The organism is Collimonas humicola, from assembly GCF_018304945.1.
In the GTDB taxonomy this organism is placed as follows: domain Bacteria; phylum Pseudomonadota; class Gammaproteobacteria; order Burkholderiales; family Burkholderiaceae_D; genus Collimonas; species Collimonas humicola.
Genome location: NZ_JAGQEE010000013.1, coordinates 20,087 through 34,679 on the forward strand (window position 1 = coordinate 20,087; position 14,593 = coordinate 34,679).

General features: G+C 55.1%; 9 protein-coding genes. 1 reads left to right on the forward strand and 8 read right to left on the reverse strand.

Going from position 1 to position 14,593, the window contains the following annotated elements; genetic code table 11:
• The first annotated feature begins 5 nt into the window (after positions 1-5).
• The gene (locus tag KHU30_RS24580; RefSeq protein ID WP_230427565.1) at positions 6-1,043 is read left to right on the forward strand and encodes an IS110 family RNA-guided transposase; all 1,038 of its coding nucleotides are present in this window, start codon (positions 6-8) and stop codon (positions 1,041-1,043) included.
• A 93-nt stretch (positions 1,044-1,136) separates the two neighbouring features.
• On the opposite strand, the gene KHU30_RS24585 is transcribed toward KHU30_RS24580, so the two are convergent.
• The 8 genes from KHU30_RS24585 to KHU30_RS24620 all read right to left on the reverse strand — a co-directional run bounded on the left by KHU30_RS24585 (position 1,137) and on the right by KHU30_RS24620 (position 14,592).
• Positions 1,137-2,939: a contractile injection system tape measure protein gene (locus tag KHU30_RS24585; RefSeq protein WP_211445226.1), complete on the reverse strand. Its 1,803-nt coding sequence runs from the start codon at positions 2,937-2,939 to the stop codon at positions 1,137-1,139.
• Between the two features lie 20 nt (positions 2,940-2,959).
• On the reverse strand, positions 2,960-4,393 hold the full coding sequence (locus tag KHU30_RS24590; protein WP_211445227.1) for an autotransporter strand-loop-strand O-heptosyltransferase: 1,434 nt from the start codon (positions 4,391-4,393) through the stop codon (positions 2,960-2,962).
• Positions 4,394-4,918: 525 nt separating this feature from the next.
• Entirely contained in the window at positions 4,919-5,221 is a 303-nt protein-coding gene (locus tag KHU30_RS24595; RefSeq protein ID WP_211445228.1) for a hypothetical protein, read from the reverse strand.
• Positions 5,218-5,379 carry a hypothetical protein gene (locus KHU30_RS24600; RefSeq protein WP_211445229.1) on the reverse strand — a complete coding sequence of 54 codons (162 nt, stop codon included), beginning with the start codon at positions 5,377-5,379 and terminating at the stop codon, positions 5,218-5,220. Before KHU30_RS24600 ends, KHU30_RS24595 begins: the two co-directional genes overlap by 4 nt.
• 61 nt (positions 5,380-5,440) lie before the next feature.
• Positions 5,441-5,776, reverse strand: a complete 336-nt coding sequence (locus KHU30_RS24605) for a tail fiber protein (protein WP_211445230.1) — start codon at positions 5,774-5,776, stop codon at positions 5,441-5,443.
• 61 nt (positions 5,777-5,837) lie between these two features.
• On the reverse strand, positions 5,838-6,548 hold the full coding sequence (locus tag KHU30_RS24610; RefSeq protein WP_211445231.1) for a tail fiber protein: 711 nt from the start codon (positions 6,546-6,548) through the stop codon (positions 5,838-5,840).
• A gap of 86 nt (positions 6,549-6,634) precedes the next feature.
• Complete coding sequence (locus tag KHU30_RS24615) at positions 6,635-9,445, reverse strand: hypothetical protein (RefSeq protein WP_211445232.1); 2,811 nt, start codon at positions 9,443-9,445, stop codon at positions 6,635-6,637.
• Positions 9,442-14,592, reverse strand: a complete 5,151-nt coding sequence (locus tag KHU30_RS24620) for a hypothetical protein (RefSeq protein WP_211445233.1) — start codon at positions 14,590-14,592, stop codon at positions 9,442-9,444. The genes KHU30_RS24615 and KHU30_RS24620 overlap by 4 nt, the downstream gene beginning before the upstream one ends.
• Position 14,593 lies beyond the last annotated feature (1 nt).

Below are 14,593 nucleotides of genomic sequence, written 5' to 3' on the forward strand. Positions count from 1 at the left end.
CAACTATGACGACTTCAGAGCTGCGATGGTTCCTAAAATACGAGAGTCAATTTTCGTGGTGCTTTATCGCGAAACTTGACTCTCGTATTGGACTGAACCCCTCGGGCTGGACCAAGGCCAAGGTGGTGGATAATTCTGCCGAGGGATACAAATTACTCCTGGAGTGGCTAAGCAAGTCGAAGGTGACGAAAGAAATGTTGCATGTCTGTATGGAGGCCACCGGAATTTACTATGAACCGGTGGCATTGGCGCTGCATGACGCAGGAGTGGTTGTGAGCGTGATCAATCCGGCCTGCATCAAAGGCTTCGGTCATAGTGAAAATATCCGCAACAAGAACGATACCGCCGATGCCGGCCTCATTGCGCGCTATTGCGCCGCCATGAAGCCTGCACCTTGGGCGCCGCCACCGCTGGAACAGCGCCAGTTGCGGGCTTGGTCGATGCGAGTACAAGCATTAAAGGATATTCGCCAACAGGAAGAAAATCGGCTTGAAGCCAATACCTTCACCGGCATGACCGACGTCGCCGAACATGTGAAGCAGCACATCGCCTGGCTCAGCGCTGAAATCAAAAAGTTGGAGGGTGACATCGATGATCACATCGATCGACACCCCGGCCTCAAGCGTGATGCCGAACTCATCACCAGCATCCCAGGTATCGGCACCACCACGGTGGCGAGAATCTTAGGCCAGTTGGGCGACATCCGGCGATTTGACAGCGCCAAGGCATTTGCCGCATTTCTCGGCGTAACCCCGAAACAACGCAGCTCCGGCACCTCCATCAAAGGCCGAACCATGATTAGCCGAGTTGGAAGCATGTCTATGCGGGCAGCGCTTTATATGCCTAGCTTGGTAGCATGTCGACACAACCCGCTACTACGTCGTTTTGCTGAGCGACTATTGGCCACCGGCATGGCGAAAAAAGCTGTAATTGGAGCTGTGATGCACAAAATGACACATCTGATTTACGGAGTGCTTCGCACTGGCAAGCCCTTCGATCCAAATTATTTAACCAACGGGCTTGCTATTCAAGACGGTATCTGACCCCAGATGACTCTGCCCATTTTCTGCGACTATGTCGTGAATTCTGAAACTCCAAATAATAAGTACATTTGGCGATGTCTGAATGCTATGGAGTCAGAGGCCAATACCTAACCAGTCTAACGGCCAGTCGATCAGCAATACATTCTCCATCCAGGGCAGCAGCGCTTGGTCCATGGGCCAGGGAATGTCTTGCAACAGAACGTCACTGGCATCTTCGTCGACATGCAACAGCCAACCGGAAGACTTTTTTTCCAGCTGTCCCGGGCGATGGAAAAACCAGTTACGCAGATCTTGCACGTCGCAGCGTTCCAGCCGACCGAGTTGGGACGGTAAATTCGCAAGCCAATCATCCATCATCGCGACTGCCTGCGCGTCTGGCTCAGCCCAGGGAAACAGAGCGACGTCAAGCGGCAGATTGCACAGCAGGTTGGTCAGTGAAGGGAGTTCCTGCAGCGGCGCATCGCCACCCCAGACCAGCCAGTTGAGACAGCAGGCAGCCCGCATTTGCGACTCGGCGGTCTCAAATTCCTGCTCCGCAATAAGGCCAAGACGAGCGAACAGTCCAGGCAGAAGCGGCCACAACAGGATGACGCCGGCATTACACACGACGACTGGAGCAAGAGCAGATGTCATGGCGGCGCGGCCGGCGCCCAATACGCCAGAGACTGCATTGCCAGCTTCCTGCGGCAAGCGCATCTCCCTCAATGGCGGTGACATTTCTGCTGTTTGCTTTGCTTCTGCTGTTTGCTTTGCTTCTGCTGTTTGCTTTGCTTCTGCTGTCTGCTTTGCTTCTGCCGTCTGCTTTGCTTCTGCCGTCTGCTTTGCTTCTGCCGTCTGCTTTGCTTCTGCTGTCTGCTTTGCTTCTGCTGTCTGCTTTGCTTCTGCTGTTTGCTTTGCTTCTGCTGTCTGCTTTGCTTCTGCCGTCTGCTTTGCTTCTGCCGTCTGCTTTGCTTCTGCCGTCTGCTTTGCTTCTGCTGTCTGCTTTGCTTCTGCTGTCTGCTTTGCTTCTGCTGTCTGCTTTGCTTCTGCTGTCTGCTTTGCTTCTGCTTGGCGCACATTGGTAATTTGCGATAGCACTGTTGCAATCATGTGCGTCAACCGATTCGCACTTGGCGCCGGCATGCCCTGGCGCGGATGGCGTTGAAAAAATAGTAGGCCACTGGCGTGCAGATAAAGCACCCAGTCCAATGTGCTGACGTTGTCCGGAGGACGCAACTGCTGTTCGTCCTGCAGCAACAGCGCCACCACGCGGCGCAGGATCTGGACGCCAACTGTGTCAGACAAGCGACGACGCGCCTCCTCAAACAAGACGCTACGGGCTAGCGCCACATGCCATCGTTCCGGGTTTTCCTGCATGCGTCTCGTGAGCCAGCTATCGGCGCTCCGCTTACCTGCCCACAAGCGGGGCGAGATCTCGCCGATGCGCAGAAATGTCAGGAAAGCTGCAATATCCTGCCCGCAGACATCCACTTCGGGCGCATTCCCGCTTGCGGGTAGCACCGCCTGCGCATCCTTGTGTTCAGTAGGTGCAGGCGACCAGGCAGGTTGGCTATCATGACCCGATGAAGTCGTTGCGGCAGTCGGCGCCTCCTCCGCCAACACTACGCGCGTTGAAGCAACATCGAGCAACAGCGCCAGCTGCTGCGCCAAACGCGGCAGCAGGCGTTCGTCCAACTGCTGCTCAAAATGCGCCATCGACATCTCCCCCAGGTCGAGCACCAGACGGTCGATGACGAGATCCGCCCTGCCGGCGCCGGCCAACTGGTCAAACAACGAAGCAATTTGCGCCGGCAAGCGTTCGTGATAATAGCGGCTGCAGCGATGCTGCACGCTGGTGGCGTGACGCCTGGCGACTGTCATGGAAAATTTCAGGCGCAAGATACGATGTGAATTCATCAAACCGGCCTCTCAGAAATTTATCCATCGCTAGTCGAGCAATCAACAGCAAGTGCACCGATCATCCCCTCCGCATCGATCTGTGTGGCAGCCAAGGCGGCCTTGTCGATCAGGATAGGTGGCAAGCTGATGTTGCCAGGCTCAGTACGGCGGCGCGGCCTCTGCTGCCGAGGCTTCTTTAGCGGCGGCGGAACGGTGCAATTCTCAGCAATCGCAGCAGCAACTTCGGACTGTTTCATGCCTTGCGGCGGCGACAATCTCGCGGCCAATGCCGGTATCCGATGCAAGGTCATGATCACCTGTTGCGGCGTGATGGATTGCGTACATTCAAACTGGCGTGGCGTATTCTGATGGCGAGGACACCACAAAAAATCGTTCAGGCCGGGCGGATGCCTGGCATCGTTCCAACAACTGTTGCAGCTATGAAAATTGATCACGCGATACGGTGTCGCAAACTCTGTCAGCGGATGGCTGAATCCGCTAATCATAACCACAGGCGTCCCCGCAGCCCATGCCAGCCATGACAAGCCACTGGCCAAACAAATAAAAAAATCGGCATGATGTAACCAACGCGCTCGCTCTTGCAAGGGGCGGTCACCGGTCAGATCTTCCGCGCCATGTGGCATGTGATTCCATACGATGCCAGCACCACCAATGGGAGAGCGGTCAATACAGATCACCCGATAGCCTTGCGCTTTCAGAAAACCGATCACTTCGTGCCAGCCCGCCGGATGGTTCCAATACATGCGTTGTGCAGTACTTTGTGTGGCGATGCACACATACAGCTCGGCGATAGGGCGGCTGGCATCGCCCAGACCCAGCAGCGGCGGACATTCTGCCCGATCGACGCCCAACATATAGCCGATTGTGCGATGAGTCCCCACCAAACGATAGTCGCACGGCTGCATAATGCCGTCGGGATCATTTGAGCTGATACATAGCCGATAAGTCGCGTAAAAATCTTCCGCAGGTACATCCTCCAGCGCAATCAGCACTATATGGGGATAGCGCTGGGCAAATAACGGTATCGTCGCGGCTGGCATCGCGCAGGTGAGTTTGCATTGGTGCTTCTCCTGAAACCTCACAATATAGGAGAACCAACCGATGGCGTCTCCCAAACCACAATTGCTGTCGGGGTAACGGATAAGTACCGACTGTTCTTGGCAGTTGTATTCGTGGCTAAACACGCACTGGCCTTGCCGCCACACTTCACAGGCAATACGCACATAATATTTCTTGGTGCTGGAAACTTCACGTCCGGTCACCTCTCCGTCAAATACCGGATAACCGGTATCGAAATCCATCAGGCGGATATACCATGGTCCCTCATCTGGCAGCACGAGATGAAAACCGTTATTGAAGTCAAAGCGTATGCCGTGCGGCCCTTGTTGGGTCGGGGAAGGGGTATGCACCTCAGGGGTCGCTGCGGCCGATGGTAACGTTAGATTATCCATACACTCTTTCCATTTCGCGCATCATGTGCAGCCGATGACGCGTTATCAGCAACGATTCTTGAGTTTCCGACTGCAGTATCTACGTGCTGTGCATCCAGTTCGCCGCCTTCGTATGCCAAGGTTCGGTAAAGATCGCCTGACAGCCATTTGGGGGCAAAGTAGGCTACGTCCTCAAGCTTGACGAGCTCAATATCAGTCACCTTCCCCCTGAAACAGATTGTCGGACTTCACGATACACGACCGCCGTGGCGACCATCGCCACTTTCCAGTGACGTGCTCTTGCCTTAAATAATCGACATTGGAACAGTAAAAAACCACGTTCGTAGAACGTGGTTTTGCCTAAAACTCCCCATAGGGGAGCAAAGACTCGCGACGTTCAACGTAAGACTCGACTGTTTCCGAAGCAAATACCGTTGTAACTAACGAATATCAGATGCGTTTGCAAACTCACTCATTTTTGTCTACTTATTCTTTTGCCCAGGGGACAACAGAAAGTGGTCGAACCTCCTTGAGCGAACAGGTGTGTCACTCTAACAGGCAAAGCCTATTAGGCGATGACCACGTCCGTAGGAAGTGGTTTTTTAAGGTGTTAATAAAACACATATTGGCATCGAGCATGCCGATTTCCTTGATCATGCTGCTGCACAGCAGCATGCAGCAGCCGTTAGCCCAGAAAATCTCCTGGTTTTTTTGAAAATCACTTCTCTTACCACCCATATGCTGTCCGCAAGGAAAAGTCAGCAACGACCCGCCCCAGATAACGACATTCAGATCGGTGACTTTGACCTGAAGTGGTGCAGCAATTCCTACATCCCGATTCTGTTTCATGAAGTTCCGCAATTGTTGATGATGGAACCGATGGGAAGAATACGTCGCGCTATTTCCTCCACATCTACCATGAGGCCTGCAATACCAAGAAAGGTAAGTTCAGAGGTCGACGTGCCTTGTCCTTCTACGACAGCATTACCAATTGTTTTGGTGAACATGATAGCTCCTTAAAAATTCATGGTTTCGATGAAAATCTACAATTCGAAAAATCAGAGGCTACTATCTAACCTTGATGATGAGGCAGACAAATACTGCTTGGAGACCTGCTTCAATCTCACCGGTAGGTATCATCGTGGGATTGCCAGTTTGTTCGGGGTTTATAGCTCCCATCAAAAGCGAGAATCGAAAATTTGGCGTGTCATTCTTACCGTCACATGGAAGCCATCCATCGGGAATACTACTTCCAGAAAACATGATGATGGAACCGATGGGAAGAATACGTCGCGCTATTTCCTCCACATCTACCATGAGGCCTGCAATACCAAGAAAGGTAGGTTCAGAGGTCGACGTGCCTTGTCCTTCTACGACAGCATTACCAATTGTTTTGGTGAACATGATAGCTCCTTAAAAATTCATGGTTTCGATGAAAATCTACAATTCGAAAAATCAGAGGCTACTATCTAACCTTGATGATGAGGCAGACAAATACTGCTTGGAGACCTGCTTCAATCTCACCGGTAGGTATCATCGTGGGATTGCCAGTTTGTTCGGGGTCTATAGCTCCCATCAAAAGCGAGAATCGAAAATTTGGCGTGTCATTCTCACCGTCACATGGATGCCATCCATCGGGAATACTACTTCCAGAAAACATGATGATGGAACCGATAGGAAGAATCTTATGCATATCCACACTGACACCATTCTCGTCCACCGTGATGCCGGCGCCTGCCTTCACCTTCAACGTGCCAGCATCACCAGTTCCGTCGAATATAAGCCCACTAGCATTTCCCAACGCAGCCACACTCACCTTGCGATCAGTACCGACCGTAATGCCAGGTCCGCCAGTGACAGCAATGGCAGTCGGAGTAACACTGACACCATCCGCGTCCACTGTGATGCCGGCGCCTGCCTTCACCTTCAACGTGCCAGCATCACCAATTCCGTCGAGCTCAAGTCCGTTTCCCGTAGTATCTTGCCCTGGGCTTAGGCCCACCGCCCGGCGTCCGATTTCGGCGATATCGATCAAATTCCCAAAATCCGTTGATATCGGGACTGACTGGGGAGCGAAGCGGTCCTTAAGCTCATCAGCAGAAGGCAGCGCACCCTTCACAACAGGAGCCGTCGAGCGGGACAATGTACGGGTTGGTTTTTTCGACTTTGTGGCCATGATTTCTCCTTAAACATGGATATTTTTAGTGATGTCTTTAATTCAAAAACAACAAAAAAATCTTGCCCCTGTCATGCACATGTGTCCTACGTGGGGGGGACATAAAACAATTCATTTTCGGCGATATACTCTGGGTCCCACGGGTACTCAGCCTGAGCATCGGTAGCAATACGCATCACGCCAATCCCATCTCCCATTGATGGCCTTTTCCCAATCGTCAACGCCTCTAGTAACTCGTAGGCGCGGTCTCCCCACGCTTTGCCGTCACCATGCCATGCAGCGTAATTTGCGGCAAACGCTGCGAAGGCCTCGTTATTCAGAGTAAGTACATAAGCCCTGACATGCATGGGAAGCTCCTCCCGCACAACCTCTGCGAACCACGCGAGTTTTACCTCGGGTTCGGCGACGTCAAATTCCTCACGTTTAAATACCACACTCACCGAGAATGAAAACTGGTCAACCGCCGCTTCTACTTTCTGGTACCAGATGTATTTTTCAGTATCAAGATCAGGAAATTCACCCGATACATTTTCTACAACAATGGTACCCTCCAGTGCTTCCATCGCAGTAACGACAGCCTCGTTATCGACCACGGTCGGTAATTTATTCGTTTCCTCGGCACCGCCCGCTGATATCACCTTCTCAAAAATAATGTGATCTCCTGCTTTCAGGCTTGCTGGAAACGGCACCACCTGAAGCCGCCCCTGGTTAGTCGGCAATTCTGTGCCGCTGTCATCTTTTTGATTCTCCGACCATGCAGCGCGATAAGACATAAACTGCAACCAGGCTTGCGCATTTTGCCAGCGCACCTTGCCATCTCCAAACAACTCCTCCAGGTCAGCCAGATTGCGGGTCAGTTGTTGACTGTCTGCCGCATGGAACACCACCACCTTATCACTGCCGTTGCAAGGTGTGGCTGAGCGTACCATTAACGCCGCAATCGTAGTCTTCACCTCATTTAGCGCTGCACCAACTTCATCCTTCAGGATGACCAAATCGATCAATTGCCCTACCTCCAGATCCGCTGCGACGGTGATGGTCAGCGTTCCTGCGTCGATGTTCACGACCAGCGCTATCGGCGTTTGATTCGTGTAGTCGTCATAGTCGTGATTTGGCTCCACCGGCAGCAAGGCGCGATGTTCGACGATATAAAACGGCAGGTTGTCAACGTTTTCCGGATACGCGAACATTTCCGCGCCGATGCCGAGCCGGGCCGCTATGCGGCGCTGGACCGCGGAAACCTGGTCGACGCGTATGCTGGCGCGGCCATACGCCAGCGCCGGATTTTGCTGCAGATAGCGCTGCTGCACTTCGAGAAATTCGGATCCGGCTGCGATATCGTCTTTCACCCACAACGTGCGCGACGCGCGCCCGCTGCCAAAATAACCGAGCAGGTAATCGACAATGGCTAACTCTTTCTTGGCGTCTATCATCGCTGCAAAGACATAACGCTCCAGATCGTCGGCGTAGGCCGCGTGCACATGCGCCGCAGGGCTGTCTTCCGGCAGCAGCGGCCATTTTCCGCCCCAGACCACCGGGTCTCCGATGCCGCGGATAAAAGAAAGCAATTCCGGCAGCAGTCTCAACTGATCGCAACCATTGGCGATCTGCTGTTCAAACGGCAGCAGAAACTGGTGCAGCTGGATCTGCTGTGGGTCCGGCGTCGGCTCCAACAAGCCATAACAAGGCGGCAAGCGCTGGGCAGCGTAGTAGTAACGGTCCGGATTACGATACCGTCCGTAGGGCATGATGACTTGCGGCTCCTGCAGCCACTCCGGGAGCGGTACTGCGTCCTCAATGTCCTCCTCGCTCACAGACAGTGCCTGGCCGCGCTTGAGCAATTTAACCTGCTGCAGCATGGTTGTATAAGGATCTCCGCCCCAGAGCAGGAGATATTTTTCTGCTGCGACCGTTTTTGTCCACACCGGATCGGCCGACGATTCCTGAGTGAAACCGAGATGGCGAATGCTTTTGACAGCCTCAATGGAAAGCAGCGCATTGGCCAGCAGGCTGATGTTGAGCACCCTTGGCGCGCTATAGTCGGTGTCTGGCGGCAGCGTGGGTATCCGGCCATAATCCATCTGCGGGCCGTTATAAATCTCTTCGTTTGGCAAACCTTGTTGCGCCAGCTCCGTAGCGGTAAAGCGCGCGGGCGCCGACGATAGTGTGGCTTCGGTCAACACGAATATCTGCGCCATTACTGCTGCTGGATCGATGCAGTCGTCGTCGACCTCAACAGTGATGTAGACGTTGACATCTTCCGATTCCAGCCAGGTTATGTTGCGCACGGCTTCGCACAGATTGCGGTTATTTTCCAGGAATGTGGCCAGAGCAGCTTCTGCTTGGGGGCGCGCAATGTTGCGGTTTGGCTCGAGATACAGATGATAGGTACCGGCCACCCTGAGTTCCTCGATAATGGCCGCATCCTCTCCCTGCATGGGGGTGTCCCGAAACACGAACTCCCGCCGTTCAAGATCGCAGTAGTAGGTGTATTGTTGTGCTCCGCGCTCTGGTTGTAGTTGTGCGTTCCTGAAATAGAAGTTGTGGCTGCCGCGAAGATCGAGCAATTTACGCCGGTAATCGTCGGCTGTGATGGGGCCGCTGGTGAGTGCCTTGCCGGGGCCGAAGCTGGCAGGGAAAACACCTTCCTGTGCGGCGTACTGGTCAGAGTCCGTGGCTGGCGTGAGCAAGTCCACCAGCGGCAGCAGGTGACGATAGGCCAGATCGGAAGTGTTGTAGCACAAGGCCTGCAGCAGCGTGATGCCGGGGTCGTGCTCGGCGGTATCGGTCCAGGTGCTGCGGGCGTAAGTGGCCAGCACCTGCTCGGCCTGCGTCAGCAAGGTTTCGAAATGAATGCGTTCGCGGACTTCGGCGGTGACCGGCGGATTGGTGGTCATTGATGATCTCCCCGGTTGACGATGTTGGCGGCACTGCTAAGGGTGAGGACAGATTCGCCGGGCCAGACGAGCACCAATACGTCGGTCGGCGCGCCCTCCACCGAGCCGGCGCGTGAGGCTTGCGGCGTCAGGCTGAGCTGGTTGACCCGCAGTACGCCGGGCAATTGCTGGATAAAGGCCAGCATGCGGTAATAATCGATACCCTGTTCGAGCTGAACCACGCTGGCGCTGTCCCACGCCCAGGACATGTACTCCAACTCCAGGGCGCGCCGCACCTGGGCGTAACCGTAGCTGACATTGAGGCCAGAATCGAAATCGATCTGGTATTCCACCAGCACGTCGCGGTAGGTGGGGTTGACCAGTTGGAGGGTGAGCCAAGGCGAAGCCCGTTGCAGGATGTATTGCGCCATTTCCGCCAGACGCGCCGCATTGAACATTGGGCGCAGCGGATCGGCATTGTCTTGCCAGCCGCTGGCCGGCACCACTACCATTTTTTGTTCGTCGCTACGGTCGTCTAATTCGGGCGAAATCGCCATCACACCGTGCAGTTCGGGGTAGCGGTCAAGCAGCAAGGCTTTGATGTCGCGCACGGTCAGGGCGCGGTCACGATGATCCAGGCGCTGCGCCACGCGTTGGAAAAACGCGTTCTCGGTTTCAGCAGCCCGCCCACCGATAGAGGGCCATGGCTGCAGCACGCCGGCCAAGCCGGTGAGCGGCTGCACCGATTGGGTGATGGCGCCGGCAGGCAACGGGCCATCGAACACTTGCAATGGCTGATCCGGATCGGTGACGCGCAACGCCATGCCGCTGTTGGTATACAGCCCGTACAGCCATGGATAATCGGAGACGTCTTCTATTGTTCCCGTGTTGATTTGATCGGGGCTGAGCAAGGCGCGCAACCAGACACGCCCGGCCGGCATCATGGTGGCGGCAGCAGTAGTTGCGTCCGCGGCGTCGGCCGGCAAGGTCGCCCGCCACAGGCCTGAGTGGAACAGGGCGTCGGTCTGGTCTGCTACCTGCGCGTCCAGGCTGGCCCAATAATTGTCGCGATGCAGGTATTGCCATGCAACTTGCAGCGGCCCAGGGCTTTGCAATTGCCAGTGCAGCGCTAGATCCTGTTGCGGCGCTATGTTGCGAAAACCCACATACAGTGCATCGCTTGGTTGCAGTATGGACACCATGCCAACGGCAGTATCAGTCTTTGCCGGTGCGCCGATGGCGCATATGGTGCCGTCGCCGGAGAGGCTGACTGACGTGCCCAGGTAATTAACGGGCGTGCCGTCGTTGTGGGCGATTTTCTTTTTTTCTATCCACTCATCGCCTTCTCTATGGAACAGGTAGGCACTGGACGTTGTTGCAGACGATTGATCATGGGGCGAGGCTCCCACTGCCATCCATAGGCCGTCATCGCTGAGGCTGACTGAGGTGCCACATACTTCAACTGGAACCGTAGGAGGTATAGTTGGTTCAGATTCGAAATCGTAGAGCGAGCCGGAGGTGTTCGAGTTACGTCTAAATATCCGCGCCTTACCACCATTGCTATTCTTTGATCCTATCGCTAACCATCTGCCATCGGCATTCAGACTGACCGAGCTGCCGAAGGTGCTGACTCCGATAAGGTGAACTGTATTGTGCTCGCTCCAACCTGTTCCGTTATAAAAAGAAGCCGTCGCTCTCCCCGTAGAGAGATGCGGCATACCCGCAGCCAATGTCCTCCCATCGGCGCTGAGACAAACGCTTAAAACAAGTGAATCCTGACTACCAGGATAATTGTCAAAGGTACTTTCAATGTCCCAACCATCACTGTCCGTATACTGGTATAAATAAATACCATGGGATTTAACACTGTTGTTACCAGACCTGCTCACCGCAAGCCTGCGGCCATCACCGGACAAACTGACGGCGTAACCGAATAAGGCGCCATCCGGCAAATCTGTGTCTGGAACCGTGATCAGAAGCTGCACAGGGTCGCCCCAGAGATCATCGATGCATTGAGAGACGTACACGCGGCCCTTATTCCCGTCTGCCTCAGGCGCTCCAATCGCCAGCACGCTGCCATCTGCATTCAGGCTGAGCGACGCGCCAAACTGAATGTTTGTTGGTGAGCCAGAAGTAAAGGATTTCCATCCTTGCCATTGCCCGTCTACTGCCCTATAGACATCAACGACACCAACGCCCCCCGCTTCACCGTTGGTAGTTGCCAGTGGCGATCCCACTGCCAGCACCTTGCCGTCGCGACTAACCGCAGTTGCCACACCAAAGCGACTAGGATTACCACCCACATTGGCTGGCGCCAGATATTGCTGGCGCCAGCCAATGTCTTCCACGCCGCCGCTCTTCTTATAGCCAAACGGTGTCAACACATACTGCGGGCGCGCTGCCATTTCTTCGTCGTGGCACGTATAGCTCACCAGGATACGATTCAATTGCGGTGTATAAGGCGGGTTGGGCAGATCTGACAAGGTGCCTTCAGCGTTTGGTTGTCGGTTGGCCAACAGGCGGAGGTATTCGGCATGCAGAAAATCTTTTCCCGCCAGTTCCAGCCGCAACCATACAGGCCAGTCACGTGGGTTGGCGTTGTCGGGGGCAACAGCCTGCAGGGATGGCAGTGGCAATTGGAGAGTGTCTCCTTCCGGCTCGCCAGTGCCGGGCGACTTAAAAATGGAGAGCGGCGTGGTGGTTAACGGACTGGGAGCCTGTCCACGCGCGACAATGGCCGGCTGAATCTTGAAAACGGTGTTATTGGTTATCTCACTGTCGTAACCTTCATACCAATCTTTAAAAGGCTCGCTCGGCAAATCAATCCATTCCGGAGTCAAGGTGACTGTTAACGTGTCGCCTTTGCCATACCAGTCTGGGCTCACCATGTTGAAACCCGCGCCGAGGATAGGTTTTATGCCAAAGGGAAGGCTGCGGCCCGCAATGTTGGCTACGCCGTCATCAGTGCTGAAGAGGACGTCGGGCAGGTCGTTCACCGTCACACTCAGACGTTGGACGGGAGGCATGCTCAAACCGTCGCTGCGACTGAGCTTCAACAGCGGCCAAGCTTCATGGAAACCATCCAATCCAGGCGCCGGCGCTATCGGGCCAGCGTCAGCGGGTACTGTGAGGGTAAATTCGCTAACAACATCGACCGCAAGGTCAGAGCGGCCTGGCAATGTGGTGCCCGTTGCGATCGGCAGCCATTTGCCATCGCAGCTCACTTCACCCAACAATTCGGTCGGGCCGCCGCTCGCAAATTCCACCGTAATCGTGCGCGTGCCGCCCGCCATGGCCAGCAACGGCGAGCTCACCACGCGCGCGTCGGGCACCAGGGTTTCCTGTTCATTGTTGCTCTCGAGCAGGCGCACCCCTTGCTCCGGCCACGGCAGGCCCTTATCCCGGTCATACACAACGCGCGACCAGGTGACGCCAGCCGAGGCCGAATGGCGGCACCAGCGCAGATCTGTCCATTGCCCCGGATTGGCCAATAGCGATTGCTGCAGGGCATACTGGCGCGGGTTACCCTCGCTGTCTTGACCGCCATCGAAGACCGTGCCGGCGGGGATCATCAGTTCCGACAGCGGCGAGTCGACCACCATCGACAGCGCCACCTGGTCTGGCAAGACGGGGCGCTCCTTGAGCCCCAGCAGGCCGCGGTAATACAGCTGGCGATGCGCGCGCGGCAAGGCATTGAGCAGATCGCGCGGGGTTTCCATCATGCGCTGGAAGGCCAGGATAAAGGCCTGGTGTGGCAACATGGCGCCATCGGCTTGATCGGGCTGGCGATACAGCTGGGCGAAGGTTGCTACGTCAAATTTCTGTGATGCAGGGTTTGTTGCCGGCTCTGGCGTGGGGCTGAAGAGGATTTTGCCCATTGAAATCGCATGGTTATCATACATCTTTACCAAACCATTGTTTTCGCCTACTCCCGGAGCGCCGATGGCCAGCATCGCGCCGTCACCGGAGAGACTAACCGAGCAACCCAGAAGATAAGCGTTGACTATGCCGTCGTGGGTGATTTTCTGTTTTTCTACCCAGATTCCGTCTTTTTCGTGACACAAGTAGGCGGCTGATGTACCCGGATTGTTCGACAGATATATGGAGCCTATCGCCAGCCATTGACCGTCATCGCTGATATGGATGCTGTAGCCATATAATTCTCCAACGGTTGGCGAGGATTGTACACGTTTCCGGTTATTCGTGGGAAAGCTAAGTCCGCTGCCTGTGCATACGTATGCTTCGTTTTGTCCATAGGCGCAGATGGCCAGCACTGTGCCATCAACATTGAAACTGACCGAATTGCCAAAGTAAGCGTTGTTTACGTCACCCCCTGGTCGGTCAATGTGGCCAGACAGTTCCCATGTGGTGCCATCGCGGTATAAAACTTTGACATCCCCCTTAGTGCCTCCCCATCGGGGGATGCCAATCGCAACCGACCTGCCGTTTCCACTAACGCTGACCGCTGCTCCCCATCTTTTCCATTCGTCATCTTCAGGTGTATCCGGAGTGGTTTCATCATATATATATTCGTCGCCTGTTTCTCTGAACAGCTCAACCCTGCCGGCGCCATTGCTAGCTGTATTAGCGATAACTCCCGGCGCGCCCACCGCCAGCAAAGTGCCATCTGCGGAAAGGCTGACTGCGTAACCGAATTCATCGTTCAACAAGCGGGTATTGGATAGGATCGGCGTACCATCGCTCCAGCTGTTCTCGGCGTATTTAAACAGGTAGGCGGCACCAAGATTGCTTTCACGCCCCGGTGCACCCACCGCCAGCACGCTGCCATCTGCATTCAGGCTGAGCGACGCACCAAACTTGGAAGTGGCCGTCATGTCGGCTATCGTAAGGGAAGCCGATTGTCGCCATTGACCGCCTTCAAAGCGAAATATATGCACCACACCAACATGACCCTCAGCGTCGATCTCGCCCAGCGAGCTCACTGCCAGTATCCTGCCGTCGCGGCTGAGCGCCGTTGCCCGTCCGAAACTTCGCAGCACATCGTCTGTAGACGGGGCGACGACGTCGCGCATGCCTTGATAGGGCGTCTCCTCAACAGGGATCCCGTTCGCATACTCCCGCATATAACGCAACCGCTCCAACATACTGCGGTCGTCCAGCACAAAAGGTTCCTGAGAAGGCGCGTCGTTAGGTGTGATATCAGCCATG